The 25,229-nt window shown below is 64.3% G+C and carries 23 protein-coding genes and 1 pseudogene; 8 read left to right on the top strand and 16 right to left on the bottom strand.

The genetic code is table 11. The features are described from left to right. Positions 1-61: 61 nt before the first annotated feature. Positions 62-1,555, bottom strand: a complete 1,494-nt coding sequence (locus PJ259_RS00825; RefSeq protein WP_059314272.1) for a RimK family protein — start codon at positions 1,553-1,555, stop codon at positions 62-64. A gap of 139 nt (positions 1,556-1,694) precedes the next feature. Between PJ259_RS00825 and PJ259_RS00820 the strand changes: the two genes are divergently transcribed. From PJ259_RS00820 to yghU, 3 genes are all read left to right on the top strand, one after another. Beyond that, positions 1,695-2,789, top strand: a complete 1,095-nt coding sequence (locus PJ259_RS00820; RefSeq protein WP_271654378.1) for a GNAT family N-acetyltransferase/peptidase C39 family protein — start codon at positions 1,695-1,697, stop codon at positions 2,787-2,789. Positions 2,790-2,854: 65 nt separating this feature from the next. Then, positions 2,855-3,757 carry an AraC family transcriptional regulator gene (locus tag PJ259_RS00815; RefSeq protein WP_059314270.1) on the top strand — a complete coding sequence of 301 codons (903 nt, stop codon included), beginning with the start codon at positions 2,855-2,857 and terminating at the stop codon, positions 3,755-3,757. A 167-nt stretch (positions 3,758-3,924) separates the two neighbouring features. Beyond that, the gene (yghU, locus tag PJ259_RS00810; RefSeq protein ID WP_271654377.1) at positions 3,925-4,758 is read left to right on the top strand and encodes a glutathione-dependent disulfide-bond oxidoreductase; all 834 of its coding nucleotides are present in this window, start codon (positions 3,925-3,927) and stop codon (positions 4,756-4,758) included. A gap of 35 nt (positions 4,759-4,793) precedes the next feature. Here the strand turns inward: yghU and PJ259_RS00805 are convergent. Beyond that, positions 4,794-6,185 (bottom strand): annotated as a pseudogene (locus tag PJ259_RS00805) (CoA transferase). Between the two features lie 161 nt (positions 6,186-6,346). On the opposite strand from PJ259_RS00805, the gene PJ259_RS00800 reads away from it, so the two are divergent. The 4 genes from PJ259_RS00800 to PJ259_RS00785 all read left to right on the top strand — a co-directional run bounded on the left by PJ259_RS00800 (position 6,347) and on the right by PJ259_RS00785 (position 9,482). Next, positions 6,347-7,390, top strand: a complete 1,044-nt coding sequence (locus PJ259_RS00800; protein ID WP_271654376.1) for an SDR family oxidoreductase — start codon at positions 6,347-6,349, stop codon at positions 7,388-7,390. Positions 7,391-7,482: 92 nt separating this feature from the next. Continuing rightward, entirely contained in the window at positions 7,483-8,022 is a 540-nt protein-coding gene (locus PJ259_RS00795) for a DsbA family protein (RefSeq protein ID WP_271655815.1), read from the top strand. A 113-nt stretch (positions 8,023-8,135) separates the two neighbouring features. Beyond that, positions 8,136-8,573 (top strand): YqaA family protein, encoded by a 438-nt coding sequence (locus PJ259_RS00790; RefSeq protein ID WP_271655814.1) that lies wholly within the window; start codon positions 8,136-8,138, stop codon positions 8,571-8,573. Positions 8,574-8,738: 165 nt separating this feature from the next. Further along, a complete protein-coding gene (locus PJ259_RS00785) occupies positions 8,739-9,482 on the top strand; it encodes an SDR family oxidoreductase (RefSeq protein WP_271654375.1) in 744 nt (247 codons plus the stop codon). A 431-nt stretch (positions 9,483-9,913) separates the two neighbouring features. Here PJ259_RS00785 and uraH read toward each other — a convergent pair whose 3' ends face one another. From uraH to PJ259_RS00745, 8 genes are all read right to left on the bottom strand, one after another. Continuing rightward, on the bottom strand, positions 9,914-10,312 hold the full coding sequence (gene uraH / locus PJ259_RS00780) for a hydroxyisourate hydrolase (RefSeq protein ID WP_271654374.1): 399 nt from the start codon (positions 10,310-10,312) through the stop codon (positions 9,914-9,916). Between the two features lie 11 nt (positions 10,313-10,323). Then, complete coding sequence (locus PJ259_RS00775) at positions 10,324-10,800, bottom strand: GlcG/HbpS family heme-binding protein (RefSeq protein ID WP_271654373.1); 477 nt, start codon at positions 10,798-10,800, stop codon at positions 10,324-10,326. Between the two features lie 727 nt (positions 10,801-11,527). Beyond that, complete coding sequence (locus PJ259_RS00770; protein WP_271654372.1) at positions 11,528-12,301, bottom strand: DeoR/GlpR family DNA-binding transcription regulator; 774 nt, start codon at positions 12,299-12,301, stop codon at positions 11,528-11,530. A gap of 54 nt (positions 12,302-12,355) precedes the next feature. Continuing rightward, complete coding sequence (gene pdxA, locus PJ259_RS00765; protein WP_271654371.1) at positions 12,356-13,357, bottom strand: 4-hydroxythreonine-4-phosphate dehydrogenase PdxA; 1,002 nt, start codon at positions 13,355-13,357, stop codon at positions 12,356-12,358. Continuing rightward, positions 13,350-14,645 (bottom strand): four-carbon acid sugar kinase family protein, encoded by a 1,296-nt coding sequence (locus tag PJ259_RS00760; RefSeq protein ID WP_271654370.1) that lies wholly within the window; start codon positions 14,643-14,645, stop codon positions 13,350-13,352. Before PJ259_RS00760 ends, pdxA begins: the two co-directional genes overlap by 8 nt. After that, positions 14,642-15,664 carry a 2-keto-3-deoxygluconate permease gene (locus PJ259_RS00755; RefSeq protein WP_271654369.1) on the bottom strand — a complete coding sequence of 341 codons (1,023 nt, stop codon included), beginning with the start codon at positions 15,662-15,664 and terminating at the stop codon, positions 14,642-14,644. Before PJ259_RS00755 ends, PJ259_RS00760 begins: the two co-directional genes overlap by 4 nt. Before the next feature lie 841 nt (positions 15,665-16,505). Beyond that, complete coding sequence (locus PJ259_RS00750) at positions 16,506-17,834, bottom strand: APC family permease (RefSeq protein ID WP_271654368.1); 1,329 nt, start codon at positions 17,832-17,834, stop codon at positions 16,506-16,508. Positions 17,835-17,940: 106 nt separating this feature from the next. Continuing rightward, entirely contained in the window at positions 17,941-18,756 is an 816-nt protein-coding gene (locus PJ259_RS00745) for a carbon-nitrogen hydrolase family protein (protein ID WP_271654367.1), read from the bottom strand. Positions 18,757-18,896: 140 nt separating this feature from the next. On the opposite strand from PJ259_RS00745, the gene PJ259_RS00740 reads away from it, so the two are divergent. After that, the gene (locus PJ259_RS00740) at positions 18,897-19,679 is read left to right on the top strand and encodes a helix-turn-helix transcriptional regulator (protein ID WP_271654366.1); all 783 of its coding nucleotides are present in this window, start codon (positions 18,897-18,899) and stop codon (positions 19,677-19,679) included. Positions 19,680-20,079: 400 nt separating this feature from the next. Here the strand turns inward: PJ259_RS00740 and PJ259_RS00735 are convergent, their stop codons facing one another. From PJ259_RS00735 to PJ259_RS00710, 6 genes are read right to left on the bottom strand one after another with little or no spacing between them, the layout of a single operon-like run. Beyond that, positions 20,080-20,439, bottom strand: coding sequence for a RidA family protein (locus PJ259_RS00735; protein ID WP_042135772.1), 360 nt, complete (start codon positions 20,437-20,439; stop codon positions 20,080-20,082). Beyond that, positions 20,400-21,566 carry an NAD(P)/FAD-dependent oxidoreductase gene (locus PJ259_RS00730; protein ID WP_271654365.1) on the bottom strand — a complete coding sequence of 389 codons (1,167 nt, stop codon included), beginning with the start codon at positions 21,564-21,566 and terminating at the stop codon, positions 20,400-20,402. The genes PJ259_RS00735 and PJ259_RS00730 overlap by 40 nt, the downstream gene beginning before the upstream one ends. Positions 21,567-21,579: 13 nt before the next feature. Further along, the gene (locus tag PJ259_RS00725) at positions 21,580-22,959 is read right to left on the bottom strand and encodes an FAD/NAD(P)-dependent oxidoreductase (protein ID WP_271654364.1); all 1,380 of its coding nucleotides are present in this window, start codon (positions 22,957-22,959) and stop codon (positions 21,580-21,582) included. Further along, positions 22,956-23,303 carry a (2Fe-2S)-binding protein gene (locus PJ259_RS00720; protein WP_074584385.1) on the bottom strand — a complete coding sequence of 116 codons (348 nt, stop codon included), beginning with the start codon at positions 23,301-23,303 and terminating at the stop codon, positions 22,956-22,958. The genes PJ259_RS00725 and PJ259_RS00720 overlap by 4 nt, the downstream gene beginning before the upstream one ends. Further along, entirely contained in the window at positions 23,293-24,432 is a 1,140-nt protein-coding gene (locus PJ259_RS00715) for an NAD(P)/FAD-dependent oxidoreductase (RefSeq protein ID WP_271654363.1), read from the bottom strand. The genes PJ259_RS00720 and PJ259_RS00715 overlap by 11 nt, the downstream gene beginning before the upstream one ends. Beyond that, the gene (locus tag PJ259_RS00710) at positions 24,429-25,226 is read right to left on the bottom strand and encodes an ABC transporter permease (protein WP_271654362.1); all 798 of its coding nucleotides are present in this window, start codon (positions 25,224-25,226) and stop codon (positions 24,429-24,431) included. Before PJ259_RS00710 ends, PJ259_RS00715 begins: the two co-directional genes overlap by 4 nt. Between the last annotated feature and the right edge of the window lie 3 nt (positions 25,227-25,229).

The raw sequence follows: 25,229 nt of genomic DNA, 5'->3' as shown, positions 1-25,229 counted from the left end.
AGCCTGGACTGTTGGGCTTCGCTACGCTCAGCCCAACCTACGGTACCGCGACCTTGGCGCGTTACCAGGGCTGTCCACCGCGTTGCGACTCCAGCCGCCGGATGAATTCCTCCAGGACCAGGGCATAGAGATCGTCCTTGAGCACCAGGTCCTCCACCCCGCAATCGATGTTGGGGTTGTCGTTCACCTCGATCACCGCCAGCTTGTCGCCCGCCTGTTTCAGGTCCACGCCATAGAGACCGTCGCCGATCAGGTTGGCGGTACGTACCGCCAATTCGACCACCGCGTGGGGCGCGTCCTGCACCGCCAGGGTACGGAAATCGCCGCTGACCTCGGTGGCGCTGGCGCTGTGGTCGTAGATCTGCCAGTGGCCCTTGGACATGAAGTACTGGCAGGCAAAGATCGGCTCCTGGTTGAGCACGCCGATGCGCCAGTCGTATTCGGTGTAGAAGAATTCCTGGGCCAGCAGTAGCACCGAACGCTCGAACAATTCGGCACTGGCCTTGCGCAGCTGCGCCGGGTCCTCGACCTTGATGACACCCCGGGAAAAGGAGCCATCGGGAATCTTCAGCACCAGCGGAAAGCCCAGGCGCTCGCCGAGCCCTTCGAGCTGCCCGGGATTGTCCTTGTAGAGGATCTCGGTGGCGGGCATGTCCAGCTTGTGAGCGCGCAGGAGGTCGGCCAGATAGACCTTGTTGGTGCATCTGAGGATCGAGCGCGGATCGTCCATCACGACCAGGCCCTCGCTTTCGGCCTTCTTGGCGAAGCGATAGGTGTGGTGATCGATGGCGGTGGTCTCGCGAATGAACAGGGCGTCGAATTCACCCAGTCGCGCATAGTCCTTCTTTTCGATCAGCTCCACGTCCATGCCCAGGTGCTTGCCGACGCGCACGAAGTTCTTCAGCGCCTTGGCATCGGAGGGCGGAAAGGCTTCCTTGGGGTCATGCAGGATGGCGAGGTCGAATCGGTACTTCTCCCGGCGGCCGGGCTTTAGCCAGACGCGGCGACTGAAGCCGTCGAGGGCGTTGGCGAAGTGATCTTCCTGCTGTTCGTGCAGCTTGTGGATGCTGCCCAGCTTGAGTCCGCCGATGTGCCAACCGGCGCGGTCGCGGCGAAATTCCACCAGCAGCAGCGGACAGGGAAAGGCCTCGAATACCTGACGCGCCAAATCCTGCAAGGGGGCGATGTCGGTATTGCCGAAATAGAGCGTGAGGGTGAAGCCGTCGGCGCTGCCATAGGGATGGCCGGCCAGTGCCTTGGTCAGCAGCTTGTCCAGGTCCTCCAGCGCCAGGCCATAAAGCGACTTGCGCGCCAGTTCGCTGATGGTACGCACCGAGGGGATGACCTTGTGCCCCCGGGCTTCGGCGAGCAGCGAGCAGTAGTAGCCGTGGCCGAGGTACTTCTGGCTGCGGCAGAGGTTGATGACCTGGACCCGCTTGCCATTGTCCTGTTCGTTGGACTGCTCCAGGTATTCCTGGGCGGTGATGACGTCTTCGCTGGGATAGTAGGATGACCAGTCTTCCTTGCGTTCCACGACGATATACAGCTTGCTCACTGGACCTCCTCGATACGGGGCGTGGTGGCGGCGGAAACCCGGATGCCGCCAGACCACTCCAACTGTTGTAACGCGGGCGCTATTAACCGTTGCTTAACCATGCCAGGCTGCCCGCTCTGCTCCAGGAGAATCCTTCGCGATGAGTTTCATGCTCAGGCCCGCCGGGCTGGACGATCTGGCGGCACTGGTCGATCTGGAGGCCCGCTGCTTCAGCTATGACCGCCTTTCCCGGCGCAATTTCCACTGGATGCTCACCCGGGCGAACGCCGTGCTCATCCTGGCGGAAAACGACCGCCAGGTGGCCGGCTACGCCCTGGTGCTGTTTCACCAGAACACCTCGCTGGCGCGTCTCTACTCCATCGCCGTCGATCCGGCGGCCCGTGGCCATCGTCTGGGTCAGCGCCTGCTCGACGCCGCCGAAGACGAGGCGGTGGAGCGCGACTGCGCCTATCTGCGCCTGGAAGTACGACCGGACAACGCCGCCGCCATCGCCCTTTATGAGCGCAATGGCTATCTACCCTTCGCCACGGTGGAGGACTACTACGAAGACCACAGCCAGGCGCTGCGCTTCGAAAAGCGTATCCGCCAGCCACGCGAAGGCCAGGCGCGCCCCGTGCCCTTCTATCGCCAGACCACCGACTTCACCTGTGGCCCGTCCTGCCTGCTGATGGCCATGGGCGCGCTGCAGCCGGGCCGGCCATTGGAGCGGCGCGAGGAACTGCGGCTATGGCGTGAAGCCACGACCATCTACATGACCGCGGGCCATGGTGGTTGCGGCCCCCATGGCCTGGCCCTGGCCGCCCAGCGACGCGGCTTCCGCGTGACCTTGCAGGTCAACACCCGAGGCCCGCTGTTTCTCGACGGGGTCCGCAGCGAAGAGAAGAAGGAAGTCATGCGCCTGGTGCATGAAGACTTCAGCGCCGAGGTCAAGCAGTCGCCCATCGAGCGTCTCTACCGTACCCGCCTGGACGTGGCTGGCTGGGTCGCCGAAGGCGCCTTTCCCCTTGTGCTGATCAGCTCCTTCCGGCTGACCAAGGCCAAGGGGCCACACTGGGTGCTGGTCACCGACTGCGACGAGGACTTCGTCTACCTGCACGATCCCGATGTCGACCACAGCCAGCACCGCCGGGAGCTGGACTGTCAGCACATTCCCGTCTCCCACGCCGAGTTCGACAAGATGAGTCGCTTCGGCCGCGGCAAGCTGCGCGCCGCGGTGGTGCTGCGGCCCGCCTGAGACGGGGTTGCGCCGCGCGGCGAACAGGGCCAGGATCAGGACCAACGTGAGCGATGGGTCGCCCCATGAGTCAGTCCCTGCGCAAGAGCAATCCCTCCTACGAGTTGATGGAGGACCTGAGCGGTCACTCGGTGATCTACCGGGAGCATGGCTTTCCCTGTCCGCTGGTGCGCTGGCATTTCCACAAGGAATACGAGCTGCACCTGATCGTGGCCAGTTCAGGCACGGCCTTCATCGGCGACTACATCGGCAACTTCTATCCGGGCAGCCTGTTTCTGACCGGCCCCCACCTGCCACACAACTGGATCAGCCGAATCGCCGAGGGCGAGGTGGTGGCCAAGCGCGACATGCTGGTCAACTTCACCAACGAGACGGTGGACAACGCCACGGCGGTGTTTCCCGAGTTGAGCGGTCTGGCCCCCCTGCTGGAGCGGGCGCGCTACGGTATCGAATTCCACGATTCGCAGTTGATCGCCCGTGCCGAGGTGTTACTGCAACAGATCGCCGACAGTGGCGGTGCGACCCGCCTCGGTCATTTCCTGGTGCTGATGGAGGCGCTGGCCACCTCGGAGCGCTATCAGCTGCTCTCCGGCAGCGTCGAGCCGGCCACTGCCAGCGAACAGGCGGTGGATCGCACCAACCGTGCCCTTAACTTCATCTTCGATCACTACCAGCGCGACTTCACCCAGGAGGAAGTGGCCGAGCACCTGGGCATGACGCCGACCTATTTTTCGCGCTTCTTCCGCCAGGCCACCGGTCGTACCTTCGTCGAATTCGTCAACAGCCTGCGCATCAGCAAGGCCTGCGAGATGCTCTCCCACAGTCGCATGCCGGTCACCGACATCTGCTTCGAGGCGGGCTTCAACAACATCTCCAACTTCAACCGCCGCTTCCACCAGCTCAAGGGCATGACCCCGCGCCAGTACCGTAGCCTTACCGTGCAGCGACTGACCGAACAGAACGCCTGATCGGCTGCCGTGCGCTGGCAGGCGGCGTCTGCATGGATCACTGATCTACCGTGTCTGCCTGCGCTGCTGGACCTGGTCTGTTACGCGCTTGAGACCATTGACAGACCAAGCGCAAAGTTCGGTTATGATCGAACTACCAATCCGTGCCGACAGAGGACAGTGCCACCATGACCGATTCCTACACTCCCCCACGCGTCTGGACTCCCACCACCTCCGGCGGCAACTTCGCCAGCATCAACCGCCCCATTGCCGGCCCGACCCACGACCAGGAACTGCCGGTCGGCGAGCACCCCTTCCAGCTGTATTCCCTGGGCACGCCCAATGGGATGAAGGTGACGATCCTGCTGGAAGAGCTGCTGGCGCTCGGACATACCGACGCCGAGTACGACGCCTGGCTGATCCGTATCAGTGAGGGCGATCAGTTTTCCAGCGGCTTCGTGGAGATCAATCCCAACTCCAAGATCCCGGCCCTGGTGGATCGTCGGGGCGCCGAGCCGCTGCGCGTCTTCGAATCCGGTGCCATCCTGCTCTATCTCGCCGACAGCTTTGGCGCCTTCATCCCGAAGGATCACGCCGGTCGCACCGAGACGCTGAACTGGCTGTTCTGGCAGATGGGCTCCGCGCCCTTCCTGGGCGGTGGCTTCGGGCATTTCTATGCCTATGCGCCGGAAAAGCTCGAATACCCCATCAACCGCTACGCCATGGAAGCCAAGCGCCAACTCGATGTGCTCGACCGTCTGCTGGCCGAGCGCAGCTATGTGGCTGGCGAGGAATACGGCATCGCCGACATCGCCATCTGGAGCTGGTACGGCAACCTGGTGCTGGGCCAGTTGTACAACGCCGCGGAATTCCTTGCGGTACAGGACTACACCCACGTCCAGCGCTGGGCGCAGGCCATCGCCGCCCGGCCGGCGGTGCAGCGTGGTCGCCGGGTCAATCGCACCTGGGGTGAGGCCGGCGAGCAAGTGGCCGAGCGGCATTCGGCCAGCGACCTGGACTGATCCCACCAGAGGGTGCAGCAGGTGTCTGCTGCCCCCTAGCGGCTCCAGTCCGCCGTGGCGGATCCGAGTCGCGTCGCGGGGCGCCGCCACTGCAGCTCGACCCCGCCAATCCGGAGCGGCGCTCGCAAGCGCAACGCCGATCCCCAGGCGGTAGGTTCCTGTTCCTTGCGGTAATCCCCTTCCTCCGGCCCGTGGTAAGCGGGACCGCCGCACGCGCCCGGTCGCTCGGTCAGCAGCCAGGCGGTACGCGCCAGTGACAGGCGCGCCGTCAACGCGCGCCCCTCCCGCTGACGCCGCGCCAGTCCCCGAATGGCCGCGGCGGCCATCAGATAGCCAGTGGCATGATCGAGCGCCTGGACCGGTAGGGGCACCGGCTGCTCCGCCTGCCGCCACTCACTGCCGGCCGCCGCGATGCCACAAGACATCTGCACCAGGCTGTCGAAGCCCCGCCGTAGCGCCCAGGGACCGCTCTAGCCATAGGCGCAGAGGGACACATCGATCAGGCCGGGATTGAGCGCGCGTCGCTGCGCCCCTCCGTAACCCAGCCGTTCCAGCGCATCGGCGCGATAGCCGTGAACCAGGATGTCCGCCTCGGCCAGCAGCGCCGCGAAGCGCTGGCGATCGGCAGGTCGCCCGAGATCCAGCCGTGCGCAGCGCTTGCCGAGGGTGACTTCGGGCGCCTGGGCCGGCTCGTCCCAGCCAGGCGGATCGATCCGTAGCACCTCGGCGCCCAGTCCAGCCAGCAATCGCGTGGCGATGGGCCCGGCGAGGATCCGGGTCAGGTCGAGGACCCGAATGCCCTGCAAGGGACGCTGCGGATCCAGCTGCCAATCCAGCGCTGTATCGGCAGCCGTCCATTCCTGAGCGATCAGGGGTTCGGCGCGGACGGCTTGCCCCTGCGGATGCGCCTGCCAATCGGCCTGGGTGCGGAGCTTGGCCGCGCAGCCACCCGCCGCGACGATGGCCGTTTCCAGGGCTTCGCCAGGCCAATCGGCCATGGCCCGCGCGACGGCGTCATGGCTGTTGGTGCAACCCAGCACGGCCAGGGCGCGCTCCCGGTGATGCGGCGCGTTGGCGTGCAACCGCAACCAGCCGTCACGGGTGCGGTAATCACCGGTGACCGGGTCCCAGACGCCCGGCAATTCCCAGCCCAGGGGGCGCAAGGTTGTCTTGAACCAGGCCGCGGCGAGATGACGATCCACCTCTACCGGGACCGCGGGTCCTCTCTCGGCCAGCAGGTCGGCGATGGCCAATCCGGCGACACCGATCGCCGCCGTGGCCAGGTCGCTGACCGGAAAGCAGGAGGCGAGACTGCCGCTACCCTGAACCTGCAGGGCCGACGCCAGGGAGGCAGGCAGTTCGAGGGCGGCGACGAGTTCGCCGAGCAGGGAGTCGAGAATGGCAGCTGTGCCGGATGGGCTGATCAAGGGAGGTTCTCCAAAGCCGCAGGCGTTATTGCCACAGTAGCCGTGCCTGCGCGAGCAGGACATTGGTTTTCGCTCGCCTACCGTCCGGCCCGCCACGGGGACAAAGCATCAGGCACCAGGGTCTTCCCTTCATCTTTCACCAGACCTTATCGGGAGACCCCATGACCGGAAGACAGCTGCTCATCGCCGGCGCCAGCGGCATCATCGGCCAAGCCGTGCTGGAGGCCTTCGCCAAGGCCGGCTGGTCCATCACCACCGTTGGCCGCTCGAAACAAGGCCCAAGCCGCTTTCCCCATCTGACCGCCGACCTGCTGGACCGGGATAGCCTAGCAGCGGCCAAGGCCGACCTGGCCGGCGTGACCCATCTCTTCTACAGCGCCCTCAAGCCGAACCCCGATCCAGGCGTGGAGGCGGACGAAAACGCTGCCATGCTGGAGAACCTGGTGGGCGCGGTGCGTAGCGCCGGAGCGCCCCTGGACCGCATCACCTTCGTCCAGGGCGGCAAGATCTACGGCGCTCACCTGGGGGTCTACAAGACGCCGGCCCGCGAGGACGACAGTCGTCACTTCCCGCCCAACCTCTACTTCCGCCACGAAGACTTCGTCCGCAGTCTCGAAGCTGATGGCATTCGCTGGACGGCGCTGAGGCCCGACATCGTCATCGGCCATTCGCTGGGATCGGCAATGAATCTGGGCAATCTCATCGGCCTCTATGGCGCGCTCTGTCGCGAGACCGGCACGGCCATGCAGTTTCCGGGAACGGAGCAGGCCTACCGCGGCGCCCTGGTCAACGTCACCGCCGCGCCGCTCTTGGGCGAGGCGGCGGTCTGGGCAGCGGAAGAAGAGCGCGACGGCGCCTACAATCTCACCAATGGCGACGTCTTCCGCTGGAGTCACGTCTGGCCGAAGCTGGCCGACTGGTTCGGTCTGGACGTGGGCGAGCCGCAACCTATCTCCCTGGCCCAGCGCCTGACCGCGCTGAAGCCGGTCTGGCAGGCGCTGGCACAGCGCGAAGGACTGGCCGAGGCCAATCCCGAACGGATCGCACCCGGCGCCTTTGGCGATTTCATCTTGCATGTCGAGAAGGACGCCATTTTCGACGTGACCAAGGCGCGGCAAGCGGGTTTTGGGCAGATGATCCTGAGGTCCGACGAGGTCTTGCTCGCGCATCTGGAAGACATGCGCAGGCGACGGCTGATTCCCTGAGGCGTCCCGCGCCGTCCTGAATCCTGGAAAACGCCCGGGACAACGCGCGGTCACAACCTGATCGCTTCGCTCAATTCGGTTGGAGTTTCATGATGTACGCAGACACGCTCAGCTGGGGTCATGGCCCCCGCACCGTCGAAGTCTTTCTTGAGCCTACCTGTCCCTTCTCGGTCAAGGCCTTCAACAAGCTCGACGACCTGCTGGCCCTGGCCGGCCCTGAGCGGATCACCCTGAAGATCCGCCTGCAATCCCAGCCCTGGCACCTGTTCTCCGGGGTGGTGGTGCGCTGCGTCCTGGCCGCCGCTACCCTGGAAGGTGGCAAGGAGAGTGCAAAGGCGGTCTTGGCGGCGGTAGCCGCCCACCGCGAGGAGTTCGAGTTCAAGGATCACGCCACCGGGCCCAACCGTGAGGCCACACCCAACGACATCATCGCGCGCCTGGAGCGTTACAGCGGCCTGGCCCTGGCCGACGCCTTCGCCAAGCCGGACCTGCAGCACGCCATCAAGTGGCACTGCAAGTACGCCCGGCAGAACGGCATCCATGTCTCGCCGACCTTCATGATCGATGGCCTGGTGCAGCCGGACATGAGCAGCGGCGATTCGGTCGCGGACTGGATCGCCAGGCTGGATTGAACACCGGGGCTCAGGGTCGTGAGGCGGCATAGCGCTGCTACTCGCGCTATGCTCGGCGGCTTCGTCCCGACCCGAGACAGACCCTTAATGGCTTTCCTTGCGGGAGCTTCATTCTGGAAGCCCTGAGCGTCTACCTAGGCCTGGCCACCCTCGCCTTTGGCGCGGCCACCCTGCTGCCCCTGCAGTCGGAAGCGGCCCTGGCCGGGCTGCTGCTCACCGAGCGCTATGCCACGGCGCTCCTGCTGCTGGCCGCGACGCTGGGCAATGTCGCGGGTTCGACGCTGAACTGGTGGCTGGGCACCCACCTCGAACGCTTTCGCCAGCGCCGCTGGTTTCCGGTGTCGCCGCAACGGCTCGCCCGCATCCAGGCGGCCTATCAGCGCTGGGGCTGGTGGTCGCTGCTGCTCAGCTGGACGCCGGTGATCGGCGATCCCCTCACCCTGGTGGCCGGGGTGATGCGCGAACCGCTGTGGCGCTTTCTACTGGTGGTGACCCTCGCCAAGGCCACGCGCTATGTGGTGGTCTGGGGTCTTACCCTTGGTTGGCGCTGACTGCGGACTGGCCGCTCTGAAATTTCGACAGAATGTCTTGGCGCCTGAGGGCTTGCCGTAGACCTGCGTAAGCGAAGCCCAGTGGAGAACAGCCGCATCAGCCCATGCACCTTGAGTAGGGTATGAAGTCTGATGACTTTCAACAGCCTTCAGGAGCAGCTTTCCATGAGCGACAACATCCGAGACAAGGTCGTCGTCATTACGGGGGCCAGCAGCGGTCTGGGTGAAGCCACCGCGCGTATGCTGGCCCAACACGGCGCGCACCTGGTGCTGGGCGCGCGCCGACTTGAACGCTTGGAAGCTCTGGCAACCGATCTGCGGTCCTTGGGCGCCCAGGTCGAGGTCAAGGCCACCGACGTGACCCGGGCCGAGCAGGTCCAGGCCCTGGTCGATCTGGCGTTGGAGCACCATGGTCGTGTCGACGTCATGCTCAACAACGCCGGGCTGATGCCGCATTCGCCACTGGACCGGCGGCGTCTGGAAGACTGGGACCGGATGATCGACGTCAACATCAAGGGCGTGCTCTATGGCATCGCCGCGGTACTGCCGGCCATGCAAACGCAGAAGAGCGGCCACATCATCAACGTCGCCTCGGTCGCCGGCCATAAGGTCCGCGCCGGCAGCACCGTCTATTCGGCCACCAAGCATGCCGTACGGATCATCTCCGAAGGCTTGCGCCAGGAGGTCAAGCCCTATGGCCTGCGCACCACCATCCTTTCCCCCGGCGCGGTTGCCACGGAGTTACCCGACTCCATCACCGAAGCAGACGTCGCTGAAAACGTTCGCAAGCTCTATGAGCTCGCCATTCCCGCCGATGCCTTTGCCCGGGCAGTCATCTACGCCTTGAGCCAACCGGACGACGTGGATATCAACGAAATCCTCTTCCGCCCGACGCGGCAGGAATACTGAAGCTTCGTCGTCAACCGGCTTGACGGGTCCGCTGCCCCAGCCAGGCCGCCTCCACGGAGGCCAGATCGGCGCGCGGGATGAGTTGCGCAGGAATACGGCTGCAGCGAGACAGGTGACCTTAGGCGGTCATGACGTCCTGCATGACCTTGAGGCCGGGCAAGATACGGTTGTGCAGATGCTCGTCCAGACCGCAGGGCGATCTCGGGTCCGTGCTGCCTTCGTAGAGGCGCCGGAGAAGCCATCACCTTTCGTTCAAGACACCACGAAGGGATCGACCAGCAGGAGTCGTCCCCCCGGCCAGCCGAGGGGTTGTGCCCATCTAAGCGGAGCTCGGCAAGCTGACCAGGGGGGATGCCCTTCCATCACGTCACTGGCTAGGCCTCACCTATCCCAGCGGTAGCTCCGGCAAGGCACCTCGCCCCTCAACTGATCTAGGAACCTCGATAGGTACTGAAGCCGTAGGGACTCAGCAGCAGCGGGATATGGTAGTGCTGCTCCGGTTGGGTGACGTCGAATACCACGGGGATTTCCGGGAAGAAGGCACTACGGCCCTGCTGGCGATAGTAGTCCCCGGTCTTGAAGACCACGCGGTATTCACCCTTCTCGAAGGTCCGCTCCTTGGGGAACAGCGCCGGCACCCGGCCCTGGTCGTTGGTGACCTCCTCCGCCAGCGGCTGCCAACCCTGCCCCACCTGGCGCTCCAGGGTCACGTGCACCCCCGCCGACGGCTTGCCGTCTTCAAGGTTGAGCACATGGACGCTCAGGGGATTGGGGGCGGCAACGGCAAGGCCGGACAGGGCCAGGCCAGATAACAGAACGAACGTCTTCATGAAGATCTCCTTCAAGGATGGGAGGTGAGGTTGAGGTGTTCAGCAGCGGCCAGTGCACAACGTTCGTCCGCCCCGCCACCGCCGGCACCGGCGATACCCAGGGCGCCGACCAACTGGTCGCCCTCATAGAGGGGGATGCCGCCACCCAACAGCAGCAACTCGGGCAAGGTGACGAGATTGGCAGCGTCCGGGTTCTGCCGAGCGCGCTCGGCCAGCGCCTGGGACGGGGTGCGCGTGGACAGGGCGGTGAAGGCCTTGCGGCGAGCCGCCTCGGCGTTATGCGGCCCGACGCGGGTATCGCGCTGCAAGAGGATCAGTTGGCCGCTGCGGTCGAGCACCGCGAGCGCCGCGCTGCAGGGTGCGGCTTGCGCCAGTCGATGCGCGGCATCCAGGTCGAGATCGGGGTGCTGCGGCAGGGCTGCCTGCGCCTGACCGAGCAAGGTAGCGCCCAGCAGCGCGACGGTTAGGGAAGAAAGTAAGCGCGACATGATTCGAGATCCAGAAGATGACCTCGCCAAATTATCCTGATCGTTCGGTCAGGAAGGGGTACTACAGGATGACAATTTTGTCAGTTTGATCAAGTAGATAACTGTATGTACAACGCCGCATTGTCTCGTGGTCCGATCGAAAACACGTGCCTGCGCGCAAGCAGTTGTATCGCACTCACGCAATGAGACTTGCGACTGCTTGCGCTCCCGCTCTGCATTGGGCAGAACCATCAGGCCGCGGTTATACCGCTTTGTCCCGGCAGTGCTCTCGGTTAAGCAGTACGTACACCACGTCAGCTGGGTGGCTTTGCTCTTTAGAGAGAAGAGTCCGAAAGTCTCGGTGACAATGGTGCACCGGATCGGCCAGGTTTTGACGGTGGGTGATGCCGGCTATCTCTGGGTATCCCTACCCGGGATCGCCACCGACATAATCTCAACGAGATTGCTGCGCGCTTGATCGCGAAAACATCCCTGAGTGCACCTGCACGGCAAAGCGCTTTGGAACAAATTGACGACCGACTACGGCACGGCAAAAAACTGTCTGTGGCACTGCCCGACAACACCCGACGCGAATGCAACGGCGGCGTTCTCAGACCGGCAGCAGGTATTCACGGCAGAGCGCATGTTTTGCCGCGCCTGGTATTAGACGCTTGTCGATCGTATGCCGAAAGCGAACACGGCCTTTTACCTGTCGATTTGCATCGAGCGCCCGACTCCCAAAACCGCGTCACTCGACAGTAGCCGTCTCGACCCTGATCCGCGCCACTGTCCTGAAGGGTTCCAACTGCGTCTCTTGCGCTTGGGAATCGGTGATAAGCGTCCATTCCCGTTCAAGAGGTGTCCAATGTTGCTGGCGGGCTCGACCGAGTTTGTCGGCGTCGGCGAGAACGAACACTTGGGCGGCGCGTTTGATGATGCACTCCTTCAGGTAGGCCTGTTGGTCGCTGGCCTCGCAGAGGCCGAATTCGGCCACCACACCGTCCGCTCCTAGGAACGCCTTGTCCACGCTCAAGCGGCTGAGGGTCAGCTCCGCCAGCGGACCGAGGGTGCTCATGCTCGAGCCGCGTAGATCGCCGCCGATCAGGGTCAGGCGAACGCCCGGTGCATTGGCCAGGGGTGTCACCGCGAGCAGATTGTTGGTGACCACGTGCAGGTTCTGCCGCGCACACAGGTGCAACGCCAGCGCCGCGCAGGTGGTGCCGCCGTCTAGCAATAGCGTGTCACCGTCTTCCACGTGCCTGGCCGCGGCCCTAGCGATGGCGTCTTTCTGATCCCGCTGGCTGGCCTTGCGCTCTTCCAGCGAAGCTTCCGGCTCGTGCATGCCGAGCAGCGCCGTCGCGCCGCCGTGGGTGCGCACCAGATGCCGTTGCTTGGCGAGCATAGCCAGGTCCCGGCGCACGGTGGCTTCCGACACGCCGAGAGCTGCGCTGAGTTGCTCGACGTGGGTGTCTCGGGCGCGCACCAGCTCGAGGATGGCGCGATGACGGTCGGCGGCTTTCATAGACGGCCTTGTGACGAAAGGGCCGCCAATCTTACACAAGGGTGACGCAAGCCCTCATCCTCGACGCGTGGCCAGCTCAGCACCCTGGCGCAGTGCTTCAAGCAGGCTGCGTTCGTCAGCGATGCCCTTGCCGGCAATGTCGAAGGCCGTGCCGTGGTCCACCGAGGTGCGGATCACGTCCAGGCCTACGGTAACGTTCACTCCTGCTTCCAGACCCAGGACCTTGACCGGGCCATGCCCCTGGTCGTGATACATGGCCACCACCAGGTCAAAATCCCCACGGCCGGCGCGGAAGAACAGCGTGTCGGCCGGCAGCGGGCCGGTCACGTCCAGGCCCTGCGTCTGCAGCAGCTTTATGGCCGGGATGATCTTTTCCTCCTCCTCGCCGTAGCCGAATAGGCCGTTTTCACCCGCGTGCGGGTTGATGCCACACACCCCGATGCGCGGCCGGCTGATGCCCGCCTTGATCAGGGTGGCATTGCCGCGTTCGATGGTGCGCTGGACCAGACCAGGCTCGATCTTGCGAATTGCGTCGATGATGCCCATGTGCGTAGTGACGTGGATTACCCGCAGCTGAGGCGCCACCAACATCATCGACACTTCGTCAACCTGCGTCAGGTGGGCAAGCATTTCGGTGTGCCCCGGATACTTGTGGCCGCCGGCATGCAGCGCCTCTTTGTTTAGCGGGGCGGTACAAATGGCGTCGATCTGGCCGGCTTCGGCCATTTGCACCGCCCTGGCAATGTATTGATAGGCGGCGTTACCGGCGATGGGCGACAACTGTCCGAAGGGCAGGTCCGCAGGGATCAGTGCCAAGTCGATACAGTCGATGATGCCCGGCTCGTAGCGCGCTTCGCCGGCATCCTGGATGCGACGCACCTTGGCGCTGCCCTTGACGATCTCGTTGGCCTGCTCCAAGCGCTGCGCATCGCCGATCACCAGTGGGCGGCACTGCTGATACACCACCTCGTGGGCGAGGCTCTTGACGATAATTTCCGGGCCTACCCCGGTCGCATCGCCCATGGTGATGCCGATGACGGGTAGATAATTACTCATGATGGGTACCTTGTAGCGCAGGATTTAAGATAGGACCCGCAGCGTCATGCGCGGGCTCGAGAGCGTTGTGCATATGTAGCCAGGCGGCGTACAGCGCGTGATCCGTACCGAACGCACCGGCCTTGGTAACCACACCGGGACGGTGCCCGTCGCGGGTGGAAATTGGGTGCCCGAACGCGACACCTGCTTCGATTTCACAGAGCAGCTGAAGGCTGCCAATGCCGACAGCCCCCAACATGGCCCGCGCGGTTTCGCCGCCCGTTGCGACCAGGCCGCCGACATAGACAAACTGCTGCTTCACGAGCTGCGCGAGCGAAGTAGAAAGCTGCGCGCCCTCGGCAGGGTTGAAGGTCTCATCACGGCCAATACGGACCAGCAAGTCGTTGCCACCACCAAGCATCTGGCCGATACGAGCTTCCCACTCGGCCCAGTCCGCGTGTGAAGGGCCTTGGCGCAATACCGCCGGCGGCACCGTCAACTCGGTAACGCCAGCGCGATCCTTAAGCATCGCGCACTGGCGTTCGGACACGCTGGACAGGCTGCCCACCAGCACCAACGTAGGCGCATACTTTTTCCGCGTAGTGGTAGGCATCGGCGATGGCGTACCAAGCAATTCAGGTAGCGCAGCCATTTCCCGAGCCAGGCCGCCCGACCCCACCCAGAACAGCGGTTCCGACAACTGGGCCGTTACCCGAGCCAGGATACGCAGATCCTCGCTGCTCTCAGCGTCAACAATCAGCGCATCGGCCAGCCCGCCCGCCGTGCCCGCGATAACTCGGATCAGCGCCGCCGCGTCACCGCGCAGCCTCTCCAGCGGCAGCCTGGCTACGCGAAGGCCGACTTCCTCGAGCAGCGTGGAGATATCCGCGCAACGGCCGGCATGCTCGAGTTGCCAGGTGTCCGTGCTCTCGAGCGAGTGACCGTTGACCCACACCTTGCCTTCCAGTGTGGTTCGCCCTGTGGCCGGAAAGGCGGGCGCAATGATTGCCAGACCCGCGTCCAGCTTCAAGGCGGCAACTTCCGCCGCCCAGTTACCACGCAGGGTGGAGTCGATCTTCTTGTACAGGCGCTGCCCTGGTCGGCGCAGGGTCTGCCACGCTTTGAGAGTGCGTTCACCTGCTTGTGCTGGTAGGAGCCGACGAGTGTCGGTATCGATGGCCACCACTGTCGCATCCCCCGTATCGTGGGACGGATCTAGAGTCACGACCGTGCTCTGGCCGGCGCCCGCGAAGGCAATGGCACAATCCGCCGCACCTGAAAGATCATCAGCGATAATCAATAACTTCATCGAATGATCTCCCGCCGTGTGTCCGAACTGTCTCTCACGTTTGCGCCCTCCGCTGCCGCACCGTGACGCGTCTGATAACGTTTGGCGACCGACGCGGTGAGAATCGGTGACAGCACGGCGGTCACCACTACACAGGCAGCCACCAACAAGGTGGCGGAATTGGCCGCCTCGGTATAGATCGGGTTGGCCGCTGCTACCAGCGCAGGCACCGCCGCCGCATTGCCTGCGGTATTCGCCGCCGCCACCCCTGCAACGCCAGTACCTCCCGACGCGCGGTCCGCGAAGTACAGAGGGATGCCCGTGAGCACCACCACCGCCACGCCCAGGCCGATGCCCAGTAAGCCGGCCTGCCACACCTTGTGCAGGTCCAGGCTCGCCCCCAGTGCCAAGGCGAAAAAGGGGATCATCACTGGTACGGCCTTGGCCAGGAACTCGCGCATTTCACGGTCGAGATTGCCCAGCAGCATACCGAGCAGCAGTGGCAGGATCGCGCCCACCAGCGTCGGCCAAGGGAAAGCCGCTAGCCCGGCAACGCCCAGGGTTACCATGGTTAGGAACGGGCCCGACTCCAGCGACATCACCGAATAGGCCCCCACATCTTCGGAGCGCCCGTACTGCCCCATCAGCGCCATGTACAGGCCGCCGTTGGTATCGTTCATCGCCGCTACCACAGCCAGAGTGGAGAGCCCGGCAAACACCCCTGAACTGATCGGCTGCTCGCCCAGGAACTGGCCCATGATCACGCCAATTACAATCGCAGTCCCGACCTTGGTGCCAAACAGCACCCCGCCCTTCTTGAGCAGGTAAGGCGTTGCCTTGATATCGATGCTTGCGCCCATGCACACATAAAACACTGCCAGGATCGGCAGCGACCCGGTGAACAACGCGTTGGTGAACGAACCGAAGAACTTCGGCATGTCCGGCAGGAAGGTAGCGACGAGCGAGCCGATCAACAACGGCACGATCATCATGCCACCGGGTACACGTTCGATACTGCGCTTGATTGGAATCTGGGCCACGAGAGAGCTCCTTATTTTTATAGGTGCCACAGTAATGGGGATGGGGTGGATGTGAAGCATACTGAGCGAAATGATCAAATTTATGACTGATTCGCGCAAAATCAGCATACGAGAGATAAAATAAATGCGCAAATCAAACAGGATTTTGATCGATTTGAGCAGGATGGACGCCAGTAGCGATCAGTGAATGGCCTGCGTCAGCACACAGCACGCGCGGCAGGCAGGGACACCGATGTAGACCTGCTTGGCATCACTCGAATGCCAAGCGCGCCAAGCGGGAAGACTTGGCTACCGGGATGGGAAAATTGATCGACGGGTGCTGCTAGAGATGTCCGACCATTGTGGGCCGGCATATTTCGCGGGACTGATGATCCAGCAGCAAACCGAAGTGTTCGTGCTTGCCGACTCGACCATCGCCAGCAGCACAGGACGCCGCTCAAGACGGACTGGACGCTGATTACCGATGCCACGGCGACCGAGTTCCTGGCCCCGCTTAGTCAGCAGAGTCCGGTCCGCGTGGAGGTGGTGTCCTGAGTGCTAACGCGCTGATGTTGATTTATGCAGGACCCGTGAGCAGAGGGCTCAGGAGAAAACATTGACGGTCGCGGTGCATACGCTCTACACCCATACCAGCGCGGTCTGGATGCATACCATACGCCGCGTCGTCATCTCTAAAAGCCGATTGCCAGGTCCGAGCAAGCGCTTGGGCGGAGCGCCTAAAGGCGCCCGCAGTTGATACGGTGATGGTCCGGTATCAGGCGAAACCGTCGACAAGGACATACGAGCGGTCCGTCGACGACCTGCTCGCGCTGCTGGCCTCGAGCTGCAACGATCCAGCTACTCACCCCTGCTCAGCTTCAAAGCTGAGCGCTGGCGGCCGGCGATGAAAACCACCCGTCAACCAAGCCAGATAGAGGCCACCGAGCATCAGCCAGCTACAGCCGAGCATGATTGCCAGGCGGTCTAGGCTGATCATCAGCCACAGCGTCGCCAGCAGGCCGAGAAGCGGACACAGCAGGTAGAGCACCAGTTGGACGGGGCCACGCTTCTGCGGCTGGCGCGCGAAGTGAACGATCACCGAAAGGTTCACCAGGCTGAACGCCAGAAAGGCGCCGAAGTTGATGAATGAGGTCGATGTGGCGACGTCAAGCTTGAGTGCCAGCAGCGCTACCACCGCGCAGACCAGGATAGCGCCCACCGGCGTCCCGAACCGCGGACTCAGGGTGCCCAGTAGCGCACGGGGAAGGACGCCGTCGCGGCCCATGGCGAACATCAGGCGCGAGGCGCTCGCCTGCGCCGACAAGCCCGAGGTGAACTGACCGACGATCAACCCGATCAGGAAGACCGACACGAACAGATCACCGCCGATATTGCGGGCGATCTCATAGGCCGCCGCATCGCTGCTCTCGAATAGGGTGGAGGGATGTGCCAATTGCACGAAATAGGCGGTGATCACGAAGATCAGTCCACCGATCAAGGTGATCAGCAGGATTGCCCTGGGAATGGTGCGCTGGGGGTCGCGGGTTTCCTCGGTCAGGGTGCTGACCGCATCGAAGCCCAGGAAGGAGTAGCAGGCTACCGCCGCGCCCGCCATCACCAGGGACAGGTTCATACCCTCGCCCAGGAACGGCTGCAGCGACAACAGCGGCTTGCTGGCGTCGCCCACCACGTAATGCACGCACAGCGCCACGAAGGCCAGCAGGACCAGAAACTGCACCAGCATCAAGATGCTGTTGATGCCCTTGGCCAGGTGTAGGCCTACTACGTTGATCACGCTGGTGACCAGGATGAAGGTGAGCACCCAAAGCGCCTGCGGCAGTTGCGGGAACGCCGAATGAAGGTAGGCCGCACCGATCAGCCAGATCGCCATCGGCAGGAACAGATAGTCGAGCAACACCGCCCAACCGGCGATGAACCCGAGATGATCGCTGATGCTGTGGCGTACATAGCTATAGGCCGATCCGGCTACTGGAAACAGCTTGGCCATGCGCGCATAGCTCAGTGCGGTGAAGAACATCGCCACCGCAGCGGCCAGGTAGGCCGCTGATACCGCGCCATGGGTAATCTCGGCCAGGATGCCGAAGGTGCCGAGGACGATGATCGGCGTCATGTAGGCGATGCCGAACAGCACCACCGCTCCCAGAGACAGGGATCGTTGCAGACGAGCCATTACTGGTTACTCCCATTTTATACGTTGTTATGGCAGGACCGAAGTCGGCAAAAGCGCGCGGCAAGGCCGCAACGGGCGCGTCTGTGGCGCCCTTCAGAAGGAAAGGTCAGGGGATCAGTAACTCACGCACACCATTGGCATGGTCGATGCGCGTACCTGGCAGCGCTATGCGCCGCTCTTCCAGGTAGCGGTAATCACGGCGGGCCTCGGCCAGGCGATGAAAGTCCAGATCGATGGTCTGTGCGCACGGCTCGCGACCGGCTTCCAGCAGCAGGCTGCCGTTGGGGTCGACCGCCGCGCTGCCGCCGGCGAAGACCAGGCCGTCGTCCCCTGCGCCGACGCGGTTGGCCATGACCGCATAGGCCTGGTTTTCCATCGCCCGTGCCATGATCGCGGTTCGGTGCGTCGGCCCGTAGGGATCCATGTTGCCGTTGGTGACGATCAGCAGCTCAGCGCCGAGCTCACCCAGGGCACGGGCGCTCTCGGGAAATTCGATGTCGAAACACACCAGCAGGCCAACCCGCACGCCGTCGAGCAGCGCGGTGCCGTAGCGATCGCCCGGCGCGAACACGCCGCGATCCGACGCCCACAGGTGCGTCTTGCGGTAGGCCAGCACGATGTCCTGCCCGTCCATCAACACGGTGGTGTTATAGAACGTGCTGTCGTCGTCCTCGGCAAAACCGATGGCAATAGCCAGCCCACGCGCAGCCGCTGCCTTGCCGATGGCGGTCAGGCTCGGGCCATTCAAAGGCTCAGCCAGGGCCGCGACGTTTTCCGGCGTCGGAAAACCCGTCAGGTAGGTCTCCGGGAACACCAACAGGCGAGTGCCCGCCCTGCACGCTGCGATGGCTTGCAGGGCCTGGGCGAGATTGTGGGCCGTATCACCATCACGACCGGTGAGCTGAGCGAGTTCAACTTGCATGACGGGGGCTCCGTTCTTGTTGTTGCATCACGTGGGGGGCAAACACAGAATGCGGGCACCCCACCGTCCGGAGTCGAGTATGGCGGCGGAGTCACACAGGCGGAATTACGCACGCGGGGTAACCCCATAGGGGTAGACAGATGACCATGACCTTGCACGACATCGCCTTCCATCACACCGTGGCCGAACTCATCGAAGCGCTCGATCGCCCGCATTTCTGGCGTGCCATGGCCCGCGCGCTGGAGCAGTATGTACACCATGACAGTTGGGTGGCACTGATCTTCAGCGAGGGGCGCCCGCAGGTGCTGGCCGAAAGTCCCGGCGACGACGGTGCACCCGACCGGCTCTTTCAGGACTACCTGCACGGCCTTTACCTACTCGATCCCTTCTACATCGCCAGTCGGGAGAGCCAGCGTGAAGGTCTGGTTCGCCTAAGCGAAATCGCCCCGGACTGTTTTGAACAAACGGACTACTACCAGCGCTACTTCAGCCTCAACGTGGTCGCTGACGAGATCCAGTTCAATGTGGTCCTCCCCGAGGCTCGTACCCTGTGTCTCTCACTGGGTTCACGGCAACGCTTCCGACCTGAGCAGATCGCCCTGCTCACCCTGGTAGCGCCTTGGGTCATGGCACTGGCGCGCCAGCGCCTGGGCTACGAGCCGGAGCCCAGCGAGCCGACAGCCGCTCCCCCCTGGCAGGAGCGCCTCGAACGGATGGCACGCCAGGTCGAAACGGCGCTGACCGGCCGCGAGCTGGAAGTCGCGCGCCTGGTGCTCAGCGGTTACTCCAGCAAGGAGGTGGCGCGCAAACTGGCCATCTCGGCCGAGACCGTGAAAGTGCACCGCAAGCACGTCTACAGCAAGCTGGGCATCAAGTCGCAATCGGAACTGTTCGCAGTGTTCCTGCAGGCTCAGCGCGAATAACGGCGGCAAGCCGGGTAAGCCGGTGACGTAGGCTCCATGGTCTGGAAACGCCTATGAACCATGCCGATGCGGATCTTCGTGCGGCGATGCCAGGCGAGTTGCCTGCACCAGCGCTCAGGGGTTATCGAACGAGAGGGTCATTCTCTCCGCCGGGCGCTCTCAGGTTCCCGGTACACCAGCGCTCAAGCGACTACCGTCGAGTAGACGCGGCGGCGGGGCCTGGTCTGGCAACCCCGCCAGCCTTGGACCTCCCCTTTGCCCGACAAACGTTTTACATCGCGCACCTGCCCCAGCGGTCTTCGCAGGTCTGTAGCCAGTTAGCCGTACCCCACAAAGGGACTCTACTAAAGGTTCGAGATAGACGCAGCGTCCCATCGAACGCGAGCCACTGCGCCTGTCCTCACTCAGCCGCCGCGACGATGGCGATCTCGACCAGCAATTCCGGCGCTGCCAGCTTGGACTCAACTGTAGCTCGTGCAGGTGCCTGCCCTTCCGGTGCCCAGGCGTCCCATACCTCATTCATGCCGGCGAAATTGGCCTGGATGTCCGACAGCCACACCTGGGCGCTGAGGATGCGCGTCTTGTCCAGGCCGACCTTGGCCAGGTAGTCGTCGATCTTCTGCAGCACCTGCGCGGTCTGCCCCTTGATGTCCTGGGTGCGGTCGTTGGCGGTCTGGCCGCCGACGAAGGTAATGCCGCCCTTGTACTGGACGACACGGCTCATACGCTGGTTGGTTTCGATACGGGTAATGGGTTGCATATAGGCTCCTTGGGTTGCCTGAGGATTGAGGAATCTCTGTGAAAGCGATCGATGGCAAAGGCCGCGAGATCGATGGGTGAAGACTCGCCGAGCACCAGCTGCGCGACGCGCTGGCCGGTGCCGAGGCTCATCTGGAAACCGCTGCCGCAGTAACCGAACGAGTAGGTCAGTCCACTGGCGCGACTGCTGCCTGAGATGACGGGCAGGTCGTCTTCGGTGAAGGCTTCGATACCGGACCAGGCGCGGTTGATGCCCAGATGCCTGAGGTGCGGAAAGAGATCCGTCACTGTCTGGGCGCTGGTCACGAGACGGGTGATATCGACTTCGCCATGGCGCGCCTCGAAGTCCAGGGCACCGATCAGCTTGCCGCCAATGACCACCGTGCCGTTGTCAAACTGCTTGAAGGACAGGGCGCGGCCGGTGGCGCCGAGTACCTGCCTGCAGAAGGGCGCCACCCGATGGGTCACCATCAGCATCAGCCCTTGCGGATAGGTGGGTACCGGCTCGCCCACCTCGGCAGCCAACCGTCCCGCCCAGGCACCTGCCGTTACCACCAACTGGTCCGCCTCGAACCGCCCTTGGCGCGTCTCTACCTGCCAACGGGTGCCTCGCTGGGTGATGGACAGCGCAGGCGTCTGTTCATGCAGCACCATCCCCAGGCGCTCCGCCGCTTGCCGGACCGCGGTCACTACACGGTAAGGGGTTGCGTAGCCATCGTCCGCCACCCAGATGCCGCCCACCACATGGGGCGCCACCGTCGGGAGGAGCTCCAAAACCTCCTGCCGATCGATGAGCACCTCATGGGTGAAGCCATGGGCCTGAAGTTCGGCGACGCGTGCCCGACATTGCTGGAGCTCATCATCATTTTCGGCCAGTTTCAGCTGACCGCTCGCGACAAAACTAGCATCGGTTCCCAACAGCTCCGGCAGGTTGTGCCAGAGAGCCCGAGACGCCAGCGCCAGCGGGATTTCGGCCAGGTGCCGGCCGAGCGTCCGCACTCCACCGGCGTTCACACCGGAGGCATGCCGCCCGGCGTAGTCGGCTTCGAGCACGATTACCCGCACGCCGCGCTGCGCGAGCTGCCAGGCCGTGCTCAATCCATGCAGCCCGGCGCCGATGACGATCACGTCCGCCGTCCTGTCAGCCACTGGCCAGCTCTCCCAGGGTAATGGGCTTGATCGGTGGGCGAATGCGGTAGTAGCCCACCTCGTCGGGCGTGAGCCCCCGCGACTTGGCGATGATCTCGGTAACGGTCAAGCCGCACATGCGTCCTTGGCAGGGACCCATGCCACAGCGACCGAAGGATTTCGCCTGATTGGGCCCACTGCAGCCCAGCTCGACGAAGCGGCGGACATCGCCTGCCGTGACCTCTTCACAGCGGCAGATGGTGACGTCGTCCCGGGCGGGAATGCGGTTCTCCTCGCGCGGGCGATACAGGGCATCGAGGAAGGGGCGGATACGCAGGTTGCGCTCCAGCTCGGCGCGCAGGGGCGCGGCCTGGGCATCGCGCTGGGCCGGGGTGATCTGGCCCAGATTACGCGCCAGCCCCAGCGCCGCGAGCTGCCCTTGCAACGCGGCCGCCTGGGCACCGCCAATCCCTGCGCCATCGCCGGCCACCGCGATGAAGGGCACATCGAGCGCGCCCCAGCCATCGGTTTCCGGGACGAAGCACAGCTGCGCATCATCCCAGCGATGCTGGGCCCTGAGCGCCTGGGTGAACTGGATGTTCGGCACCACGCCCTGGTGCAGCAGCACGGTGTTGGCCAACACCCGTTGTGCCTTCCCGTCGACGACGAAGCTGAGCGCCTGGGCCTGCCCTTCCCCCTCGACCTGTAGCTGCTCGGCGCCGGTGTAGTGCGGGACCTCGCCCTTGCGCAGGGCGCGCAACAGCGAGACACCCTTGCGCAGGTAGGGCCAGGCCCGCAATGCCGCCAGTAGGTGCCTGCGCGCATTCCAGTAGTCCTCACGGCGACTGGTGTCCACCAGGGCCGCGATGGGTATGCCTGCCCTCAGGTATTGCCAGCCAAGCAGGTAGAGCAGCGGTCCGCACCCGGCCAGCACCACTGGTCCCTGCGGACCGATGCCGGCGGTCTTGAGCAGGATCTGCGCGGCCCCAGCGGTCATTACACCGGGCAAGGTCCAGCCGGGAATGGGAAAGGGCCGCTCCATGGCGCCGGTCGCCAGCAGCACGGCCCTGGCGGCGAAGGAACGTACCCGTCCGTCCTTGAGGTAATGCACCTGGCGCTCGCGGGTGATCTGCCAGACGGACGCTCCCGTCTCGTGGCGCACGGTCGTGCTCTTCACCGCCTCCGCCAAGTGAGCGCCGGCCGCATAATCCGGTCCGAGCAGCGAACGCCGTGCCGCTGAGGCGCTGGCGATACCGCGATAGATCTGCCCGCCCACCGCGGCCTGCTCGTCGAGCAGCACCACGGAAAGCCCCAGGTCCGCCAGGATTCGCGCCCCGGCCATGCCGGCAGGACCCGCACCGATGACGACGACGTCCACAGGTTCGAGATTCACGGCTGCACCTCCATCACCACGGGTTCAGCGGCGGTGAAGGGCAGCTCTCGGGCGCCCTGCTGCGAACGGATGCGCATGCCGTCGGCCGCCTCGATCAGGCAACTCTGGCGACTCGGCACCCCATCGATCTCGACCAGGCATTCGAAGCACACACCCATCATGCAATAGGGCGCACGGGCTTCACCGCCCACCGGCGAGGTGCGGAACTGCCGTACACCGGCCAGCAGCAAGGCGGCGGCAACCGTGAGACCGCTCGGCACCTGGAAGGCCTGGTCGTCGAAGGTCAGGGTAATGAGACGGCCGCCTTCGGCGTCCACGCGGCGAAACAAGGAATCAGTGGGCATGGGAAAACACCTCCCCCGTGAGAAAACGTTCGCCAGCGAACACCGCCAGCTCTTCCGGTTGATCCCCGCCCCGCACCCAGGGCGCGATCCGGGTCGCGTGCGCCGCGGCCAGGGTCACGCCGCTGTGGCAGGTGACGACGAAGGCCCCGGGATGCGACGCGGACTCTTGATAGATCGGATAACCATCCGGGCTCATGACGCGCAGGGCGCCCCAGGCGCGCACCAGGCGCACGTCAGCCAGCAGCGGGAAGGTGTTGACGCCACGCTGGGCGATCCGAGCGAGCACGTCGGTGGTGGTGAGGTCATTGAAGCCGACCTCCTCCATCGAGTCGCCGAGCTGCACGCTGCCTTCGTCGGTCTGGCGCACATTGATGGTCGGGTAATTCAGGAAGGGGCGAACCCGCTCGCTGACCAATACCTGCCCACGATTCGGCGCGACCGGGGCATGCAGCCCGACCTGCTCCCCCAGCGGGCGATTGCCCAGACCTGCCGCCAGCACCAGGCGCGGCGCGGTGAAGCGCTGACCGGGGGTGACCACAGTGAATTCGCCCGGCGCGGACTCGATCCGCTCGACCGGCATCCGCCCCAGCACCCTCGCCCCGTAATGCTGTGCCCCCGCATGCAAGGCCCGCAGGAGCTTGAGCGGATTCACATGGCCATCCATGGGTGTGTAGCTCGCCCCGACGACCTTCGGACCGATGCCAGGCAAGCGTGCCCGCAGATCCGCCTGATCCAGCATTTCGAAGGGATAGTCGCCTAGACCGGCTTGCATACCTGCCAGTCGCGCCTGCCGCTCCGCCAGCTCCTGATCGGAAAAGCACATGTGAAAGCCACCAGGCTGTTTCAGCCGGACATCGACGTCCGTCTCCTTCAGCAGGTCCTCGGCCAGCCCGGCCCAGGCCAGCGCCGAGGAACGCGTCCAGCGGGAATATTCGCGGCGATCGAAGCCTTTGCCCTGCACCCAGACCAGACCGAAGTTGCCCCGCGAGGCGCGGAAGGCGTCGTCGCCCTGGTCGAGCACCAGCGTCTTGGTGCCGGCTTTCGCCAGGCCGTATGCGACCGCCATGCCGACCAGCCCACCGCCAACCACGATGACCTCTGCCGAGGTGGATACGCTGCTGTCGTTCATTGCTTCTCTCCGATCAGCACCCGATCCAGGCCGACGAGCCGATCGAGCAGCAGCATCACCGCCAGGGTGCCCAGGATCAGCACCGTGGAGGCCGCCGTGATCAGGGGATCGATGGTCTGGGAAATCTGGTTGTACATGGCGACCGGCAAGGTCGTGGTGCCGGGTGTGGCGACGAAGACCGTCATGGTCAGCTCGTCGAAGCTCTGAATGAAGGCGAGCAGCCAGCCGCCGACCACGCCGGTTCTTATCCGCGGCAGGATCACCCGCCAGAAGGTCTGCAGCCGATTGGCACCCAGGGACAGCGCCGCGTGCTCCGCATCGCGCTCGAGGCCGATGGTGGACGCCAGCGTCAGGCGCAAGGCATAGGGCAGCACGACGATGACGTGGGTGATGCTCAGCGCCCACAGCGAGCCGCCCACCTGGGCGAGGGAAAAGAAGCGCAGGAAGGCGATCCCCAGCACCACCGAGGGAATCATCAGCGGCGACATCAGGAAGCCGGTGATCGCCCCGCGTCCGGGAAAGTCGTAGCGACTGATCGCCAGCGCCGCGGGGACCGCGAGAAAGGTCGCGACCGTCGCCGACACCAGGCCCAGATTGAGCGACAGCCAGAAGGCATCGACCATTTCCTGGTTGGCCCACAGCGCCTCGAACCAGCGCAGCGACAGGCCACCGGAAGGCAGCGAGATGAAGCCTTCGCCGGTAAAGGACACCGCCATCACCACCACCAGCGGCGCGACGATGAAGGCGATGAACAGCGCATGAAAGGCAAGGGAGAAGAAACCGTTCCGGTACATGGC

The sequence above is a fragment of the Pseudomonas sp. JBR1 genome, from assembly GCF_028198185.1.
Lineage (GTDB): Bacteria > Pseudomonadota > Gammaproteobacteria > Pseudomonadales > Pseudomonadaceae > Chryseomonas > Chryseomonas oryzihabitans_E.
Note: the sequence above shows the minus strand (reverse complement) of the source record. Positions and strands in the feature narration are given on the sequence as shown.

Bases quoted from the DNA above. Each gene is read 5' to 3' on its own strand.
- PJ259_RS00720 (WP_074584385.1), bottom strand. From the start codon at position 23,303: ATGCCCACTGATTCCTTGTTTCGCCGCGTGGACGCCGAAGGCGGCCGT.
- PJ259_RS00795 (WP_271655815.1), top strand. From the start codon at position 7,483: ATGTACGCAGACACGCTCAGCTGGGGTCATGGCCCCCGCACCGTCGAA.
- PJ259_RS00785 (WP_271654375.1), top strand. From the start codon at position 8,739: ATGAGCGACAACATCCGAGACAAGGTCGTCGTCATTACGGGGGCCAGC.
- PJ259_RS00740 (WP_271654366.1), top strand. From the start codon at position 18,897: ATGACCATGACCTTGCACGACATCGCCTTCCATCACACCGTGGCCGAA.
- PJ259_RS00745 (WP_271654367.1), bottom strand. From the start codon at position 18,756: ATGCAAGTTGAACTCGCTCAGCTCACCGGTCGTGATGGTGATACGGCC.
- PJ259_RS00735 (WP_042135772.1), bottom strand. From the start codon at position 20,439: ATGCAACCCATTACCCGTATCGAAACCAACCAGCGTATGAGCCGTGTC.
- PJ259_RS00715 (WP_271654363.1), bottom strand. From the start codon at position 24,432: ATGAACGACAGCAGCGTATCCACCTCGGCAGAGGTCATCGTGGTTGGC.
- PJ259_RS00760 (WP_271654370.1), bottom strand. From the start codon at position 14,645: ATGAAGTTATTGATTATCGCTGATGATCTTTCAGGTGCGGCGGATTGT.
- pdxA (WP_271654371.1), bottom strand. From the start codon at position 13,357: ATGAGTAATTATCTACCCGTCATCGGCATCACCATGGGCGATGCGACC.
- PJ259_RS00770 (WP_271654372.1), bottom strand. From the start codon at position 12,301: ATGAAAGCCGCCGACCGTCATCGCGCCATCCTCGAGCTGGTGCGCGCC.
- PJ259_RS00815 (WP_059314270.1), top strand. From the start codon at position 2,855: ATGAGTCAGTCCCTGCGCAAGAGCAATCCCTCCTACGAGTTGATGGAG.
- PJ259_RS00800 (WP_271654376.1), top strand. From the start codon at position 6,347: ATGACCGGAAGACAGCTGCTCATCGCCGGCGCCAGCGGCATCATCGGC.
- uraH (WP_271654374.1), bottom strand. From the start codon at position 10,312: ATGAAGACGTTCGTTCTGTTATCTGGCCTGGCCCTGTCCGGCCTTGCC.
- PJ259_RS00710 (WP_271654362.1), bottom strand. From the start codon at position 25,226: ATGTACCGGAACGGTTTCTTCTCCCTTGCCTTTCATGCGCTGTTCATC.
- PJ259_RS00775 (WP_271654373.1), bottom strand. From the start codon at position 10,800: ATGTCGCGCTTACTTTCTTCCCTAACCGTCGCGCTGCTGGGCGCTACC.
- PJ259_RS00750 (WP_271654368.1), bottom strand. From the start codon at position 17,834: ATGGCTCGTCTGCAACGATCCCTGTCTCTGGGAGCGGTGGTGCTGTTC.
- yghU (WP_271654377.1), top strand. From the start codon at position 3,925: ATGACCGATTCCTACACTCCCCCACGCGTCTGGACTCCCACCACCTCC.
- PJ259_RS00820 (WP_271654378.1), top strand. From the start codon at position 1,695: ATGAGTTTCATGCTCAGGCCCGCCGGGCTGGACGATCTGGCGGCACTG.